This window comes from Achromobacter sp. 1012554356, assembly GCF_059760815.1.
This window is the reverse complement of the sequence record NZ_JCBANC010000003.1, coordinates 60,718-75,987: the sequence shown is the minus strand read 5'-3', so window position 1 is coordinate 75,987 and position 15,270 is coordinate 60,718. Positions and strand designations below refer to the sequence as shown.

At 62.3% G+C, this 15,270-nt stretch carries 22 protein-coding genes; 11 read left to right on the top strand and 11 right to left on the bottom strand.

Annotated features, from left to right (window positions below):
• Positions 1 to 24: 24 nt before the first annotated feature.
• The 8 genes from AC6LJW_RS02250 to AC6LJW_RS02215 are packed head-to-tail and all read right to left on the bottom strand — an operon-like array spanning position 25 to position 4,857.
• Positions 25 to 1,113 (bottom strand): tyrosine-type recombinase/integrase, encoded by a 1,089-nt coding sequence (locus AC6LJW_RS02250; protein WP_233462091.1) that lies wholly within the window; start codon positions 1,111 to 1,113, stop codon positions 25 to 27.
• A complete protein-coding gene (locus AC6LJW_RS02245; protein ID WP_279214094.1) occupies positions 1,110 to 1,364 on the bottom strand; it encodes a DUF4224 domain-containing protein in 255 nt (84 codons plus the stop codon). Before AC6LJW_RS02245 ends, AC6LJW_RS02250 begins: the two co-directional genes overlap by 4 nt.
• Positions 1,361 to 1,540, bottom strand: a complete 180-nt coding sequence (locus AC6LJW_RS02240) for a hypothetical protein (protein ID WP_498086410.1) — start codon at positions 1,538 to 1,540, stop codon at positions 1,361 to 1,363. The genes AC6LJW_RS02245 and AC6LJW_RS02240 overlap by 4 nt, the downstream gene beginning before the upstream one ends.
• Positions 1,541 to 1,576: 36 nt before the next feature.
• Complete coding sequence (locus tag AC6LJW_RS02235) at positions 1,577 to 2,152, bottom strand: hypothetical protein (protein ID WP_498086408.1); 576 nt, start codon at positions 2,150 to 2,152, stop codon at positions 1,577 to 1,579.
• On the bottom strand, positions 2,149 to 3,021 hold the full coding sequence (locus AC6LJW_RS02230; RefSeq protein ID WP_498086406.1) for a hypothetical protein: 873 nt from the start codon (positions 3,019 to 3,021) through the stop codon (positions 2,149 to 2,151). The genes AC6LJW_RS02235 and AC6LJW_RS02230 overlap by 4 nt, the downstream gene beginning before the upstream one ends.
• On the bottom strand, positions 3,018 to 3,359 hold the full coding sequence (locus AC6LJW_RS02225; protein WP_498086404.1) for a hypothetical protein: 342 nt from the start codon (positions 3,357 to 3,359) through the stop codon (positions 3,018 to 3,020). Before AC6LJW_RS02225 ends, AC6LJW_RS02230 begins: the two co-directional genes overlap by 4 nt.
• Positions 3,360 to 3,412: 53 nt before the next feature.
• Positions 3,413 to 3,907 carry a hypothetical protein gene (locus AC6LJW_RS02220; protein WP_498086402.1) on the bottom strand — a complete coding sequence of 165 codons (495 nt, stop codon included), beginning with the start codon at positions 3,905 to 3,907 and terminating at the stop codon, positions 3,413 to 3,415.
• The gene (locus AC6LJW_RS02215; protein ID WP_498086400.1) at positions 3,904 to 4,857 is read right to left on the bottom strand and encodes a ParB/RepB/Spo0J family partition protein; all 954 of its coding nucleotides are present in this window, start codon (positions 4,855 to 4,857) and stop codon (positions 3,904 to 3,906) included. Before AC6LJW_RS02215 ends, AC6LJW_RS02220 begins: the two co-directional genes overlap by 4 nt.
• Before the next feature lie 54 nt (positions 4,858 to 4,911).
• On the opposite strand from AC6LJW_RS02215, the gene AC6LJW_RS02210 reads away from it, so the two are divergent.
• Positions 4,912 to 5,199, top strand: coding sequence for a hypothetical protein (locus AC6LJW_RS02210; RefSeq protein ID WP_498086398.1), 288 nt, complete (start codon positions 4,912 to 4,914; stop codon positions 5,197 to 5,199).
• Between the two features lie 26 nt (positions 5,200 to 5,225).
• On the opposite strand, the gene AC6LJW_RS02205 is transcribed toward AC6LJW_RS02210, so the two are convergent.
• On the bottom strand, positions 5,226 to 5,459 hold the full coding sequence (locus AC6LJW_RS02205; RefSeq protein WP_498086396.1) for a hypothetical protein: 234 nt from the start codon (positions 5,457 to 5,459) through the stop codon (positions 5,226 to 5,228).
• A gap of 237 nt (positions 5,460 to 5,696) precedes the next feature.
• On the opposite strand from AC6LJW_RS02205, the gene AC6LJW_RS02200 reads away from it, so the two are divergent.
• Together AC6LJW_RS02200 and AC6LJW_RS02195 are read left to right on the top strand one after the other, a co-directional pair.
• Positions 5,697 to 6,209: a CinA family protein gene (locus tag AC6LJW_RS02200; RefSeq protein WP_498086395.1), complete on the top strand. Its 513-nt coding sequence runs from the start codon at positions 5,697 to 5,699 to the stop codon at positions 6,207 to 6,209.
• A 5-nt stretch (positions 6,210 to 6,214) separates the two neighbouring features.
• On the top strand, positions 6,215 to 6,757 hold the full coding sequence (locus tag AC6LJW_RS02195; RefSeq protein WP_498086394.1) for a DUF421 domain-containing protein: 543 nt from the start codon (positions 6,215 to 6,217) through the stop codon (positions 6,755 to 6,757).
• A 265-nt stretch (positions 6,758 to 7,022) separates the two neighbouring features.
• Here the strand turns inward: AC6LJW_RS02195 and AC6LJW_RS02190 are convergent, their stop codons facing one another.
• Positions 7,023 to 8,792 carry an alkyl/aryl-sulfatase gene (locus tag AC6LJW_RS02190; RefSeq protein WP_498086393.1) on the bottom strand — a complete coding sequence of 590 codons (1,770 nt, stop codon included), beginning with the start codon at positions 8,790 to 8,792 and terminating at the stop codon, positions 7,023 to 7,025.
• Positions 8,793 to 9,480: 688 nt separating this feature from the next.
• On the bottom strand, positions 9,481 to 10,221 hold the full coding sequence (locus AC6LJW_RS02185) for a S24 family peptidase (RefSeq protein ID WP_498086392.1): 741 nt from the start codon (positions 10,219 to 10,221) through the stop codon (positions 9,481 to 9,483).
• On the opposite strand from AC6LJW_RS02185, the gene AC6LJW_RS02180 reads away from it, so the two are divergent.
• The 8 genes from AC6LJW_RS02180 to AC6LJW_RS02145 all read left to right on the top strand — a co-directional run bounded on the left by AC6LJW_RS02180 (position 10,202) and on the right by AC6LJW_RS02145 (position 15,185).
• Entirely contained in the window at positions 10,202 to 10,633 is a 432-nt protein-coding gene (locus AC6LJW_RS02180; protein WP_498086390.1) for a transcriptional regulator, read from the top strand. The genes AC6LJW_RS02185 and AC6LJW_RS02180 overlap by 20 nt on opposite strands.
• Before the next feature lie 262 nt (positions 10,634 to 10,895).
• Entirely contained in the window at positions 10,896 to 11,423 is a 528-nt protein-coding gene (locus tag AC6LJW_RS02175; protein WP_498086389.1) for a hypothetical protein, read from the top strand.
• A 291-nt stretch (positions 11,424 to 11,714) separates the two neighbouring features.
• Positions 11,715 to 12,020 (top strand): hypothetical protein, encoded by a 306-nt coding sequence (locus AC6LJW_RS02170; protein WP_498086388.1) that lies wholly within the window; start codon positions 11,715 to 11,717, stop codon positions 12,018 to 12,020.
• On the top strand, positions 12,011 to 12,493 hold the full coding sequence (locus tag AC6LJW_RS02165; RefSeq protein ID WP_498086386.1) for a nuclease domain-containing protein: 483 nt from the start codon (positions 12,011 to 12,013) through the stop codon (positions 12,491 to 12,493). The genes AC6LJW_RS02170 and AC6LJW_RS02165 overlap by 10 nt, the downstream gene beginning before the upstream one ends.
• Positions 12,490 to 13,362, top strand: coding sequence for a phage replication initiator YdaU family protein (locus AC6LJW_RS02160; protein WP_498086384.1), 873 nt, complete (start codon positions 12,490 to 12,492; stop codon positions 13,360 to 13,362). The genes AC6LJW_RS02165 and AC6LJW_RS02160 overlap by 4 nt, the downstream gene beginning before the upstream one ends.
• Positions 13,334 to 14,092 (top strand): replication protein P, encoded by a 759-nt coding sequence (locus tag AC6LJW_RS02155; protein WP_498086383.1) that lies wholly within the window; start codon positions 13,334 to 13,336, stop codon positions 14,090 to 14,092. Before AC6LJW_RS02160 ends, AC6LJW_RS02155 begins: the two co-directional genes overlap by 29 nt.
• Complete coding sequence (locus tag AC6LJW_RS02150) at positions 14,089 to 14,538, top strand: VRR-NUC domain-containing protein (protein ID WP_498086382.1); 450 nt, start codon at positions 14,089 to 14,091, stop codon at positions 14,536 to 14,538. The genes AC6LJW_RS02155 and AC6LJW_RS02150 overlap by 4 nt, the downstream gene beginning before the upstream one ends.
• Positions 14,538 to 15,185, top strand: a complete 648-nt coding sequence (locus AC6LJW_RS02145) for a hypothetical protein (RefSeq protein ID WP_498086381.1) — start codon at positions 14,538 to 14,540, stop codon at positions 15,183 to 15,185. Before AC6LJW_RS02150 ends, AC6LJW_RS02145 begins: the two co-directional genes overlap by 1 nt.
• Positions 15,186 to 15,270: the final 85 nt, after the last annotated feature.

Sequence of the window (15,270 nt, the reverse complement as noted above, 5' to 3'; positions counted from 1 at the left end):
CGGCAGGCTTTTCCGCAATTCTCGTTACCGAGTGGGCGCCGCCTTGTCGCCTTTACGGCGCCGGACATACTTCTCCGTGGTCGTGACCGACCCATGGCCAAGCTGCTTTTGCGCCTGCCGGATATCGCCGGCGGCTTCGGTCTTGTCGGTGCCTGCCTTGGCGCGCAGGTCGCGGAATTGAAATGCAGCCTTGGGCACGCCGGCGGCCTCGCGGGCTTTGTCGAACCTGTCACGCAGCGCGCCAGCGGTCAGCGGCGAGCCAGACTCGTTGACCACCAAGTAGATGCTCACCACCTTGTTCTCGACGCGGTAGCGGGCCTTTCTCGCCTTGATCCGTTCGATGACCTGCGCGAGCTCGCCCGAGATCTCGATCCGCAGTTTGTGGGCCGTCTTGCCCTGGCGCACATGCAGGAAACCGTCGCGCATGTCGGTTTCCAGAAACCGTAGCGTATCCGCCGGGCGCTGGCCGGCCAGATAGGCCAGGTCCATAGCATCCCGCAGCGGCTCATCGGCCGCGCCGTGCACCCGCGCGTAAACGTCATCCTCTACATAGGTGTCGCGCCCGCGCTCCTTGTTCTTGCGCACGCCCTGCGCCGGATTCGGGGCATCGGTCAGGCCGATCTCCCGGGCATAGTTGAAGATGGCGCTGAAGAGCGCGATCTCGCGGTTGGCGCGGACGTGCCCGGCGTCCGGCGGAACCGGCCGGCCCTTTTCTCGAAACCAGTCCGCCGACTTCGCCATGCGCCAGCGGATGTAGCGCGTGACGTGCACGGGTTTGATTTGCTCCATCAGCACGGGCGGCTTGTCAAAAATTTCGCACAGGAAGTCCAGCTCGATCTTGTTGCCGTCCTGGGTTCGGGATGCCTTGGTCGGCACGATATCGGCGAAGTACCGATTGGCTGCCTGGCGGAAAGTGACCTGGCCGGCGGCGCCGACGGCCTGCTGCGTGAGCTGCCCCCAGCGGCGCATGGCTTCAACGAAGTCCGATCCTAGGGGTTCTTCCTTGCGCGGCTTGCCGCCGAGGTCGAAGTAGTAGTAGGTCTTGGCGCCGCGGTGGCGCGCGCGCATGCCGGGTGGCAGGCGATTGCGGGTTGGCTTGCGCCCCATGCTCATGCCCTCCAGGCGTCAGGCGTCCATTCAGTATTGGCCGGCTCGGTGGCTCGTGCGGGGCGGCGCTCGACCGCGCTGCGCGCGACTATAGCCCGGCCCGCGCGGTTGACGTGCGCAGGGTAACCATGGGCCAGCAGCCATTCCACTTGCAGGACCGGATAGGGCCTGCCTTTGGTGCCGCGACGGATTCCGGTCATATCAGCCACCTCGGCAGGCGACAGGAACGTGTCTGGCGGTTGTCGATCGGTCATCATTGCTCCTTTAGTGACGCATCGCCGAGCTCAATGCGCGATATTTGAGGCATGTCCTCAAGCAGCCTCACTGCATCGGCATAGGCCCGCATGGCGCGCTGCTCGTCGATCTGGTCAGCCCCGAGGGTTTCGGCGCACTCGCGCAGCTGGGCGGCCAGGCGTTCGATCAGGTCAGCCATACACCGCGCCTCCGTCGTTGTGCTGCTTGGGGTGGGTCATGCTGCAATCCTTTTCTCAATGCGGCAGCGCCGCGCCACTTCGACCAGCCAAGCGGCCAGCTCAGGAGGGGTATGCTCACGCTCCGCCTTGGTGATGTGTGGGCGGTAATCCTGGCGCTTGCGGGACTGAACGACATGAGTTGCTTCGCCCAGCACCAAGGGAATGGGCGGCATATCCGCTGGCGCCACGCCGACGATGTAGAACCATGTCGCTTTCTCGGCTTTGTGGCCCCACCACATCTGAGGCGCGGCGAACGTCCAGCCTCCCCACTGATCTCGGGCGCCACCAGGCCGGGGCAGCATCTGGGCAGCCCATAGCGTGCTGCCGGCCGGGTGTTCCAAAACGCCGCCGAATTCCCGCACCAAGGCCACGGCCAGGCGGGCAAGGTTCATTTCGTCTGGGCGAGGGTTAGCGAAGGCTCGGAGCCGACCCCATGCGCGGCACGGCGGGTGCGCTACCACCGGCATTCCGCCCTGGAAGGTTCTGGCGTCCCGGTCGATGTCGTACACATCCACATCGGGCAGCGCCTTGTAGGTGCTGTCCTGGCGGGCGAACAACACGGCGACGTTCATTCGCTGCCTCCCGTTCTCTGCGCTCCCGGTTGCGCGGACAGGGCGGCGCGGTAGAAGTCGGCGCGCTCGTTGATCTTGTCCTGATAGCCGCCATGACACAGGACAATGGAGCAAAGCTTGTCGGCATTGCCATCGGAGGCTGTAGCCCATCGCCACCGTTCGGCGTCTTCGACATCGCGCACCGCCTCGCTGGCCTGGGGCGCGGCATGGCGAAACAGTGCGACCACGGCATATTTCCCTTCGCCGTGGTCTTCGTTCATCGGCGTGACTACTTCTTGCTCCAGTTCGGCCCGATCGGTGGACACGCAGAATTCATCCAGATAGGCCTTGCCGTCTGGCCCCATCACCCCGTACATGAACGCCTCCCCGGCTACAGGGGCGCTTGCCAGAACCATAGGCCGGAGCATTGCGAGGATGGTGGGGCGGCGCTCAAGCAACTCGCTCCACTCCTCGGCGCGCCATGTGTCCAGGTTCTCCAGGACGCGGACCAGAAAGTCCACCTCCGCAGCCTCCGGGTCGGCAGGGGCGCTTGCCAGGGCGGCGCGGAACGCTTGTACCGAAATTTCGATGGCCAGATTCGGATGAACCTTGACGGCCTTCCCGATGGCGTCGAACAGGGCTTGATAATCGTATTGCGACAGCGCCGCCCGCTCATCGGCTACAGTGGCGCGCAGCTTGGACAGCACCTTGTGCGCTTCGTACATGAGCAGGGTGACGCCGTTTTCGCTGCCGTTCAGGCCGATCCATTGCCACAGCCTGGCGATCACCGCCTCGGGGCTGTCGTAGCCGTGCTGGCGAATCACTGCGTTGACGAATTGGTCGCTCAGCGGGTCTTGCTCTGCTGCCTGGGCGGAGTTGTTCTCGGTCATGTCCTTTCCTTGGTGGTGGGCTGCGACTTAAGCGGCAGGTAGGCGTGCAGGGGGAACCAGAAATCCATGACGGTCACTGCGGTGGCACCGCGTCCAGGCTTGTCCGAGAGCACAAGCTGCGTGTCCCCGACAATGGAATTCCGGTACGGCACGGTGCGCTGGTACAGTGTTTTTACGGGAGCTTGGATCACTACCCAGTTCGGAATATCGCGCTCGTCGGCGCGTATGCGGTCCTGCACTGCGGTGACGAATTCGCCCCAATCCCAATGACCGCGCGCCCAGTATTTGAGCTGGCACGAGTCGTCCAACGCGTAGGACTCTTCAAGTTTGAGTTCCATCACGCCTCTCCCTGCTGCGGGACCTGGGCGGCGAGGGCGGCGACGAATTCCGGCTACGCCAGCAGACCCAGGATTGCATCGGTAATCATTGCGCGCTCGCGCTTGTTCGGCGTGTAGCAGGTGTCGCGGCCAGCCACGTCTTCGCCGCGCCACTCGTAGCCCTGCACGTACTCGCTGGCGATTTCCTCTGCGCGCGCAAAATCTGGCTTCTGCGCCACGCCGCCGGCGGTGGCGCGGGTACGGCGCTCGGCCGAATCCTTCCTGAGTTGTTCTTCCCAGCACGAAGGGCAGAGCGTGTCCCAGGACATGCCGGAGAATGCGCCGCGGCACGTCGCGCACCTCTGGCCGGGGGCGGAGGGCGACGTTTCGGGCGTACCGAGCGCGGCGCCCAGGAAACCGCGGAGGGGCGCGTCTGCGGCGTCGAGGGCCTCGCGATAGCGCTGGCGCTCTTCCGGGGTCATCTTTGCGACCATGTCGTGCAGCACGCGGGTGGACAGCGCGGCCAGGTCAACGTCGTCCAGCTCGTCGAGGTTTTGGGGGGCGTTCATGCGGGGGCACCCTCTGCGGTGGGGATTTCGGCCTGGCTGGCCGTTGCCGCGGCCTCGGCTTGGCGGCGTTGCTTCTCCGCCTGCTTGGCGCGGACGGTTTCGACCGCTCCATGCGCCTGGAATAGGTCGAGCAGGGCGGCGGCGGGGATGGTGATGGTTTCGGCGGCAACGCGGCCTTCTTGAATGTCCAAGAGGGTCGCGCGCTGATTGGCGTCCAGGCCCTGCATAAACGTGTCGACGCCGCTGATGAGCGGGGAGACGACCTTGCGGGGCAGTGCGCGGCCGTGGATGGTGCTGGCCGTGACCTTGGCCTTGCCCGCGGCCTTCGCCTGGATCACCTTGCCGCTTAGAAACTCGCCGGCCTGGGCGCCGTGCTGGCGAACTGCGTCTATCGCAACCTCGGCGGAGACCGCCCCGGCTCGCACCAACGCTTGCACATCGGGCTCGGCATCCGCCAGGACCAGATAGTTCTCAATGTGCGGCCGGCTGCGATGGACGAGGGACGCGATTTCCTCCGTGGCGAGGCCCATGCCGCGAAACCGCTTGAAGCCGCGTGCCGCTTCAAGTGGCCGTAGCTTGACGCCTTCGTTGCTGGTGTAGATGCGCGCACGGCGCTCTATTTCATTGCCCTGGAACCCAACCACGGCAACCCACTCGATAGGGGCGCCGCGCTGGATTGCCCGCCCAATGGCGTCATAGCGACGATGGCCGTCCACCACTTCTACGCCGGAGCCGTCCGGCAGGGCGATGACCTCGAGCGCGGGAAACGTGCCGCCAGCCAGAATATAGGAGGCCAGGGCTTCAATACCGGTTTCGTATTCGTCGTCCAGGTCACGAAGGTTGAAACCCTCTTTCACGCGGATATCGGAATAGCGGACTTTCATTGCGTCGGCGCGTTTGATCGTGCCGTCCTTGATCATCGTCTTGAACGATGCGGGGGGAGCGTTCATGGTTTGGCCACTTTGTGATTGAGCTAAGATTCTTCCGTTGGGACGGAGGTCAGAATGGAAGACTCGAATAGCCGGTTTGGCGCGGCTATCCGCAGGGGATTGGAGCGGTTCTGCTATGAAAGCCGGTTGTGCGGGGAAACCGCTGCGGATCGGCCCACTCAGCCGATTCACGAAATGAAAGTTGGTGTTGAGGAGGCGCGCCTTGTGGAGTGCTGGCGAGTTGCACAAGATGAAGCCGCCCGCCAAGGTGTGGATGTCCACACGTTTCTTTTGGGACTTGGCTGTGATGCAGACGGGGAACTGGTTGAGTCACTGGCGATGCCGCCAACAAAACGTCAGTAGGTGAAGAGGCGTGGTCCGCGTGGCGTCTAGGAGCGGTATCCGAGTAGCCAGCCGAGGAACTGTGGGCCGAAGAGGAAGAACATGGCCAACGCCACGCTGGCGGGCCAGGCCCACAGCGGAATTTCCGCGTCGTCGCTCCAGTGGCCCTTGCCGGCGTGGTCGCGGGGAGCGATCAGGGCGCCCAGCTTGCGGGCTGCCCGCTTGATCGTGATGGGGGGACGGTGGCGCACCGGGGGCGCGCTTGCGCTGATGGTGTTCATGTCGGCTTCCAGGGATCGGCCGCAACATAGCGGCGGGTGAGGTATTCGCCAATGGGGGCCAGCACTACTGCCCCAAGGGCGAGCAGAGCGAAGTCCCACCAGATGGCAGAGATTGTCAAGGACATGGGGTAGGCCAGATGCGCGGTGTGGCGGGTGTAACTATCGCCACATGGGAGTTGGAGTGTGCGGCATAAAACTTGCTGACTGCATCCCACCATTGGCACCCGGGGGACGGGAATGAATGCAGTCGAGCGGACCGCGCTCTTTATGCATAAATATTCGCTGACGCTGGTCACTGCTGAATCGTGCACGGCAGGGCTCATAGCTGCCACATTGGCCGATGTGCCGGGCGCGGGCGCCTTACTGGATTGCGCTTTTGTCGTCTATTCTCCCCAGGCAAAAATGAAGTGTTTGGGAGTTTCTGCCCGTACCCTTCAACGCCACAACTTGACGAGCGAAGCTGTGGCTAAGGAGATGGCGCTCGGTGCTGCACGGCTAAGCCGTGCGAACGTCGCTATTTCCAACACCGGTGTTGCTGACAGCACCGACTCCGAAATCCCCGCAGGAACCCAATGTTTTGCGTGGGTGTTTAAAAGGGGAGACGCGGACGCATCGCCGGCCGTCTATTCGGAGACGATCCAATTCGCGGGAGGGCGCAACGCCATTCGCCTTGCGAGCGCGGAGCATGCGTTATCTAGGTTGATTGCGTTATATGGCGAATGGAGTGCGGGGCTGCGTGAGGGGAGATGACAGACATGGTCGACATCTCGAATATTTTCGAGCTCCAGGCAGGATTCGCGGAGATGTTCATACGTGGATCCACGATGTACTGGGTTCTCTATGTGTTGCTACGAATCTCCGGTCGGCGTGATCTTGGTTCCCTGGGCGTTGCCGACATGCTGGTCTTGGTATTGGTGGCCGACGCGGCGGGCAACGCCATGTCCGGCGATTCTTATTCTCTCGGCGACGGGATAATCGTGGTGGTGACAATCGTCGGCTGGAGCTATTTCCTGGACCGCGTTAGCTATCATGTGCCAGCCTTGCGACGCGTTCTAGAGCCCCAACGCGTTTGCCTAGTTCGAAACGGTCGGTTAGTTGTATCCGGCCTGCGGCGAGAACACATCACCCGCGGAGAGCTATTGGAGCAGTTGCGCTTAAAAGGAATAGACCGCATAGCATGCGTCAAGCGGGCTTACATTGAGTCAACAGGCGAGTTCAGCGTGATTCAGTTCGGAGATGGCCAAAAAGGTGGGAAAGGGACAGGCGGCGGCGAGAATTCCGTGGCTCACTCGAAGTGAGGCCCGTCCTTCCCGATGACACTACTTGTTGATGGTGTTGCCGAAATTGAAGACGTCAATCAGTTCTTCGATGAAGCGTACGAGTGCTTCGAGCACAGCTATCTCCTAAGGATGTTTAGACAGGTATAAAAAGGGCGAGCCCATACGCGGTGCTTGCTGCTTAGAAGCAGCCGTCCGTTGGTATGTTGAAAGGGGGGACGGCCAGGAGAGCAGGACGCTCCCCTGGTAAAGCCTACAGGCAAGGACTGCCCGTCGTGGAACTGTTCTACGGAGTAACGATGTTGAACCAGAACTCGAAGTTGTCCAGCGAGGCGAACATGTCCGTGATCTTCTGCGGATCGCCGCTGACCTTCACCTCGCCCTTGGCAAGAGCGTCCTTCAGCGTCATTTCCTTGAGCATCATGCGGTTGAGCGTCTCGCGGCTGAGCGCCATGCTGGCCGTGGGCTCCTTGGCCTGCTTGCCCTCGGTGTGGTTAAGCACGCTGTTGACCATTTCCAGGGTGTACTTCTGGTTGGTGTCGGTGAAATCCAGGTTCAGCACCACGTGCTTGCCCGCGGACTTCTCGCGGTTCAGGCGCACCGCGAAATAGTCGAACAGCATGTCGAGCGTCATCGCCCGCACGGTGTCGGGGCTGGCGGTGTCCGGGACGGGCAGCTTTTGCACGCCTTCTCGCAGTTCCTTGGCCCCGGTCAGGTAGAAGTTGCGCCACGGCCCGCTTTCGGCCTGGTAGCCCATCTGCTCCAGCGCGTCGGCCTGCAGGTTTTTGGCCTCCTGGTTTCCAGGATCCGCGAAGACCGCGTAGTTCACCACTTCAGCCACCCAGCGGTAGTCTCCCTTCTTGTAGTATTCGCGCGCCTTTTCAAGGATGGCGGGGACACCGCCCATCATATCCACGTAGCGCTTGGACGCCTCCTGGATCGGCAGCGTGTGCAGCGTGGCCGGGTTGCCGTTGAACCAGCCCAGGTACAGCACGTAGGTCGCCCGGACGTTGTGGTTCAGCGAGCCGTAGTAGCCGCGGTTGGAGAACTTGGTGGCGATGGCCTCGGGCAGCGTGACCTGTTCGGCGATTTCTTCCTTGTTGTAGCCCATGTTGGCCAGGCGCAAGGTTTCGTCGTTGATGTAGCGGTACATGTCCCGCTGCAGGCTCAATTGTTCCTGGACCTCTTTCTTGCCCCACACGGGCCAGTGGTGCATGGCGTACATCACTTCGACGTCGTCGCCCCACAGTGCCAGCGCCTCGTTCAGGTACTTCGACCAGGCCAGCGGATCCCGGATCTTGGCGCCCCGCAGCGAGTAGGTGTTGTGCAGCGTATGGGTGGAGTCCTCGGCGGTGTTCAGCGCCTTCTTTTCCTTGATGTAGTACAGCATCTCGGCGGGCGCCTCGCTGCCCGGGGCGTACAGGAATTCATACGTCAGCCCATCGATGGTTCGCTTTTCGCCGGTCTTCTCGATGATGTCGGTGGGCGGAATCAGGGTGACTGTGCCGGCCGAGGTCGTGGTGCCCAGACCCGCGCCGACCTGCCCCGTAGCGCTGGGGGGCAGCAGGTTGCCGTACATGTAGCTGGCGCGGCGGCTCATCGCGGTGCCTGCCATGACGTTTTCCGCCACGGCGTGCTCCAGGAAGCCCAACGGCGCATAGATCTTGACCTTGCCTGCCTTGACGTCAGCTTCGTCCACCACCCCCCGCACGCCGCCGTAGTGATCGACATGGCTGTGCGTATAGATCACCGCCACCACGGGTTTTTTGGGGCGGTGCTGATAGTACAAATCCAGCGCGGCCTTGGCCGTCTCGGTCGAAATCAGCGGATCCATGATCGTCAGGCCTTCCTTGCCCTCGACGATGGTCATGTTGGATAGGTCATAGTTGCGGACCTGGTAGATGCCGTCCATGACCTGGAAAAGCCCTGAGATGTTCAGCAATTGGGACTGCCGCCACAGGCTGGGATTGACGGTGTCCGGCGCCGGCGCGCCTTTCTTGATGAAGTCGTACTTGGTTGGGTCCCAGACCAGGTTGCCCTGGGCACCCTTGATCATGCCCGCAGGCAGTGGAGCAATGAAGCCCTTGTGCGCAAGGTCGAATGACGTTTTGTCGGAGAAGGGCAGTTCCTTCTGCAGCGCCGCGTTGGCGTCCTTAGTTGCCTGCTCTGCAGGCTTGGGGGTATTCGCCGCCCACGCTCCGGCAGAGATCGAAATAGCCAGGCTCGTCAGAGCTAGAGGAACAAGGCCGTGGAATGTTGCGGTGCGAGGCCTTCTAATCGTGCGATGCTTCTCGACGGTACGGGCAATAGCTTCGGGGTACAACTGCTTCATAGCGGACTTGCTCCTTTCACGTGTGTGATCGAGAGGGATGACGCAGGGAAGACAGATCTCGGCTAAGAGTAGCGCACAGCCCGAATCTCGCGAAGGAATTTTCAATCAGCGAAAGATCCCCGTTGGGGGGAGGCCGGGGTTATCGTCGCCACGCCCGGCTGGGCGTTGCTTGGGCGCGGAGGCCCAAGCACACAGGGTCCGGGGGCGCGCTGGCGCCTGGTTGTCCTGTTTCGCCCGTCTCCCTCGCGGGGGCGGGCGGCCTCGGTTGTTAAAGAACAGTAAACACTTGTTGGTTTGAATAGTAAACATGCGTTCACGGGGAGTCAACAGTTGTTTGTCGTTCCAATCAAAAGTTTGCTTTAGACGAAAAAAAACCCGCCAGGCGGGGCGGGGTGGTTTGTGCGCGGGCTTGTTAGTGTTCGCGGTGCTTGCTGGGCGGAATCACGGCCCCGATTGCTTGAATGCACTCAATCTGATCGCGGTGGAAGCTCAGGCGGGCGCCGCCGTTCACGGACATGAGTTCGACGCCACCGTCTTTATCGCGTAGGAGCAACTCCTTCACCATCTTCCGGCCGTCCTTCAGCTGCACAGCGACGTACTCGCCAGGAGTGATTGCGCTGTTGGGCTCGACGGCCACATACCAACGATTTCGGATCGCAGGGGCCATGCTGTCGCCCCTCACCTGAAGCACGTATGCGTCAGGGTCCGATGATGAGTGTTCCACGTATCCATCTCCATGTCCGGCCGGGTAAGCCAATTGTTCGTAATAACCGTTCTCGCCGAGTCGCGCCGTACCAACAACAGGCAATAGTCTGGTTGGAGGGCGCCGACCTATGTACTCAGGCTGCGGTTCTTGAACGGACAGGGGGGAATTGGGTGGAATAGGGCTATAGGAGTACGGATTAAGAGCGCGGCTATCTGCCTGCTCAAGCAGCCGCTTCGCAGCGTCTATTCCATCGATTTCAACGTCTTGAAGCTCTTCGAGCGAGAGATTGAACGCCCGCGCGATCGCGGCGCCGTAAGCCGACTTCTTGCTATCGCGCTTCTCCAGCTGAACGATGGTCTGACCACTCGTGCCGGCGAGTTCGCCGAGCGAGTCGTGGGAGAGCCCCCGCGCCAAGCGGAGGAATCGGATGTTGTTGCCCATTGCCATGGCCCGCACCTTATCAACTATTGTTTATTTTTTCCATAAACGAGCGTTGACCAAAATCCAACAATCGTTTACCTTTGGGCTTTCCCTTGTCGGTCACAACAGCCCAATGCAAAAGAAATCTGACCACCGTCCCGCCCTGCGACGTGCTTGCCGCTTTGCCGGTTCTCAGGCCGCTCTCGCTTCGCTCATAGGCGTATCCGCCCAGCGCATCAAGAACTGGTTGAGCCGGGACAAGCAGATTCCGGAGTTGTACTGCTCACGGATCGAGCTGGCGCTTGGCAAGAAAGTCCGACGGCAGGAATTGCGTCCCGAAGACTGGCGCGAAATTTGGCCGGAGCTGATTGGGCAGCCCTACGAAACGGACGCTGAGGGCGAGGGCGGCGTTGAGATGGAGGGCCCGGATCATGCCTGATTTCAAGCGCAGCGTTGCGCCACCGACCTTCGGTGCGCGCTTGGCAAGTCGCCGGTTGACGGCCGGGGAAGCCGCTTGGTTCTTCAACGACCCACACGAATCAGCGAGCCCGGCAGCGCCGGAGCCCGCATCGACCAAACCCACCGATAAGGTCCAGATCGGACCCTTGGACGTTTGAAGTTCGCTTTCCATGCTGCACATACTAGGGGCAGCGAAGCAATAGCAAAACCCTGATACGCACGGCATTTCAAGGTAAGACCGTATGACTTGCAAATACAACCCGATTGACCCGCACGATGCGTTGTACATCGGCGTGACGAAGACTCCCGGGGGCGTCGAGGAACTTGCGATGTTCCTGGCAAGCCGCCGGGGCGTGTCGATCCATCCCGAGACCTTGCGCGCAAAGATGCGCCGGGTGAAAGGCCAGTCTATGTCCCTGGACCTGATCGAGCTATCGACTGAATGGATGATGGAGAAGGCCGAGGGGGCGCAGCACGCCCGCGACTGGCTGATGGCGCTGAACGTGCGTTACGGGGTAGCGGCCAGCATTCTTCCCCCGGCGCCGCTGCATGCCGACGAGTTGGAGGCAGTGCGCATCAAGGTGCTGGAAATGTCGTCCCTGAACGGCCGCCTGTCCGCCGTTGCCGTCGAGGCGGTTGCGGATGGCGATATCTGCGAAGAAGACGCCTCTCACATCATGGTCGAGTGCGACAAGATCATTGAAAAGGCACAGCGCCTCAAGCGCAATGTGGTCCGGGCCGCCCAGGACAAGGCGAGGGCGACATGCTGACGCGGGGGACTTCTGGCCTACCCGTGCGGGCGCGTGTGGCATCTACGGAGCGTAAGGGGGCGGCGCTGTCGCGCGCGGCTGCAATGATGTGCAACGGCGCGAAGTTCCAGCGGTGGGTTGCTTCCCGCGAGGGCGCCGCCCCCGAGGGCGTGAGCGCTAGTCAGCAGGCGGCGCAGTTCGTCCGGGACGCATGCGGGATCACCAGCCGCGCCCAGCTGGACCACGCCCCCAAAGCAGCGGCCCTGTTCCATGAGGCGGTGCGCAAGCCTTTCGTGAAGTGGAGCGGCATCTATGGCTGACTGCCTGCACATGTTCCGGGGCTACCAGGTGCCGCCTGAGACGGTGGAGCAGGTGCGGCAGGCCATCATTGACACGCGGGGGCGCGTGGACGTCGGTGCATTGCAGGCCATCGTGCAGCCTGCCATGAAGGCCGTCGATCCTTGGTCCAGCACATCTAAGGCCATGGCAGCAGCATGCGCGGTTGATTCGTTCGTGTTCGACGCGGCGCAGGCCGGTCTGGTCGAGCGCCACGTGAACGCGTGGAAGTTCCCTGCGTGGTATCGGGTCAAGAAGCAGGTGGGGGCGGAATGTCGTTGAAGCGCAAGACCCCCCTCCAGCAAAAGACCCCGCTGAAGCGTGGCGCGCCCCTGCGGCAGCGTTCGGCGTTGAAAGCGGCCGGCAACCGTATGCCCAGCCACCGCGCCAAGCCGCGTGCCACCAAAACTCTGTATCGCAATGCTGGCTTACTAGCCCTTGCGAAGGGCATGCCGTGCAAGATCCGCGTGCCTGGCGTGTGCTGTGGCGATCCGCGGACGGTGGTGGCGTGCCACTCCAATCAATCTCGCCACGGTAAAGCCGGCTGGCTCAAGGCGCATGACTGGGCCGCCGCGTGGGGCTGCGTGGCTTGCCACGCCTACATCGACCAGAACACCACGGGCGCGACTTACGAGCAGAAGGTCGCGCTGTGGGAGGCTGGATTTCAAGAAACCCGCTTGTCCCTAATCGTCCTGGGCCTTTGGGCTCTGGAAGCAGAGATCGGGTACCAAAGTTTGTATGGAGGTGCGCAATGAGCGCAAAGATGACGGGCATGGTCTTCGACCGATACCCGGCGGGGGGCAATGAGTTCTCCCTTGCTTTGGCACTCGCGGACCACGCACACGACGACGGGACGCACATCTTTCCGTACGTCGAGACGCTGGCGAAGAAGGCGCGCCAGTCCGTGCGGTCGGTGCAGAACCACCTCGCCAGCATGAAAGAGGCTGGTTGGCTCATCACGGTCAACGCGGGCAACGGTGGTCGCAGCCGCGCCACCGAGTACCGCATTTCGCCCGCGTGGATTAAGGGTGCAGATTTTGCATCCCTTAAATCCGACGCCGAGCTGCAAGAAAAGGGCGCAGATTCTGCACCCAAAAAGAACGACGCAAATCCTGCACCCTTTGAAGGCGATGGAAAGGGTGCAGATTGCGACACAAAGGGTGCAACTGGCGACGTAAAGGGTGCAAGCGGCGACGAGAAAGGGTGCAACAGGCTGCACCCGCATATAACCATCAAGAACCAAAAGAAGAACCATCAAGAACCGTCACCCGCGCGCAAGCGCTCGTCGGGGTTCGATCCGATGCGCGTGGAGTTGCCTGTCTGGTTGGATGCGGAACTGTGGGGGCGCTGGGTGCGCCACCGTGTGCAGATTCGCAAGCCGCTGACCGAGGAGGCCGCACGGCAACAGGTCAAGGACCTGGCGACATTCCGCCAGCAGGGCCACACGCCGGCCGCTGTCATCGAAAACGCCATTGGCAAAAGCTGGCAGGGCCTGTTTGCTCCCAACGCTGCCGCATCCGGGGGCGCCCAGCGTCCCGGCAAGTTCAACCCGACCGACTACGTAAACCGCAATCGCACCCATGGAGGCCCCGACTATGACGACGGTCGCACAATCGACGAATGAGCGCTGCGGCTGGTCCGTGCCGCTGGCGAAGCTGGAGGGCATTTCCCTGATCGACCACCTGTGGAATCGCCTCTCTGGCACGTACGGGGGGCGCTGGCTGAAGGACTTTCCGGACATGCAGAGCATCGAGAACTGGAAAGCTGCGTGGGCGGAGGCGCTGGACGATGAACGCGTGACTCCGCAGGAAGTGGCCGAAGGCTTGCGGACATGCCGTCGCATGAATCCCGACTGGCCGCCCGCTGTGGGTGAGTTCATCCGCGCTTGCCGTCCAGCGTTGCAACCGGAGGTGGCGTTTTACACGGCGGTCGCGGGTATGGCCGCACGCCACAACGGCGAGCAGGGCAACTGGCCGCACCCGGCAATCTTTTGGGCGGCGGTCGAGACGGGGGCGCATGACCTGCAGCATTGCTCATACGCCACGATGAAGGCGCGTTGGGAGCGGGCATTGAATGACGTGCTGGCCCGTGGAGAATGGAAGCCCGTGCCCGCCGTGGTTAAGGCGTTGCCCGCGCCGCCGGTGACGGCAGCAAGCCGCAGCCAGGCCGAAGAGCAAATGCGCAAGATTGGCGCTTCGAGAATCATGGACCAGTCGGGGCGCGATCCGCTGCGGGGCTGGAAGCGCGTGATTGCAGAAACCGAAAACCCGAAGGGCAAACGCTACTCGCCCGGGATTGTCGCCATGGCGCGCAATGCGCTGCGCCTGGGCACGGACCACGGGGCGCAGGCATGAAGCGATGGCCCAATACTCCCGCCAGGCGTTCGTCTCGCGCAGGCGGGGGCGCAGCGATTCTTGCCGGTCTCAGCGAGGACACCATACAGGCCCAGGTTGTCCGGTGGGCAACCCTTCAGGCTGGCGTCTATCCCGAACTGTCGCGCCTGTTCCATGTGCCAAACGGTGGCCAGCGCCACGCTGCGGTGGCGGCCAAGCTGAAGGGGCAGGGCGTCAAGTCTGGCGTGCCCGATCTTTGCTTGCCCGTACCGCGCTTCGGATGCCCGGGGTTGTGGATCGAAATGAAGACCGCTGACGGCAGGGTCAGCAAGAACCAGAAAGATTGGATCGACTACCTCCAGGGGGCGGGATACCGCGTCGAGGTGTGCCGAAGCTTTGACGAGGCGCGCTCCGTGCTTCTCGATTACCTGATTCCGAAAGTGACTTATTCCCCGGGGATTATCTGATGACTACCTTGACACTGTCCCGCGTGCCTTCCACGCCTATCGTTGAAGAGCAGTCGAGCCGGCTGTTCAAAACTGCGCATGCCGCGCTGACCTTCGCCTACAACCATACCGACCAGGTGTACGACAAACCCATGATGACGCGTATGGCCGAGACGCTGGCGGGCGCGTCGGGTAAAGGGTTGGGCGGCACCGACGGTGCGGGACAGGCGGCATACATCTTCAGTGCTCTGGAGAAGCTGCCCCGCCTCTACCGTGCAATTCTCGTCGCGCGCTTCGCGCCCCGGTCCGATCGCTGCAAGTGCTGCCAGGGCAGCGTAGACCGGCATGACTGGCTCGCTGCGGTGCGCGAGATATCCGACGCGGCGGCGTGCGATGCGTTGTCCGCGCACCCTACGCCGCGAGTCCTGCGGGACGCTATCGTGGCGCGCTACTTCGGCAAGGACGTAAAACTGTCCGAGGCGGCGGAACGCGCGAACGTCAGCGCGGCGACGGCTACCAATCACAACGGCAAGATCAAACTCTGGCTGTATGGCACGCGGACAACGAAGCAGAAGGGGGGCGAGCGCGGCGCCGGGCAGAAGGGCGTCGAAGCGCTTGCAATGGAGTACGCCGCCGATCTGTTGTCTGCAAAAGGGCTCTGCGACTGACTCTTGCAAGGTTGAATTTTCTCTGCTAAAGTTCGCCATGTTTAGTCACTTTGAATAAGTGCGTACGAAGAAAGCCCGCCAGCAA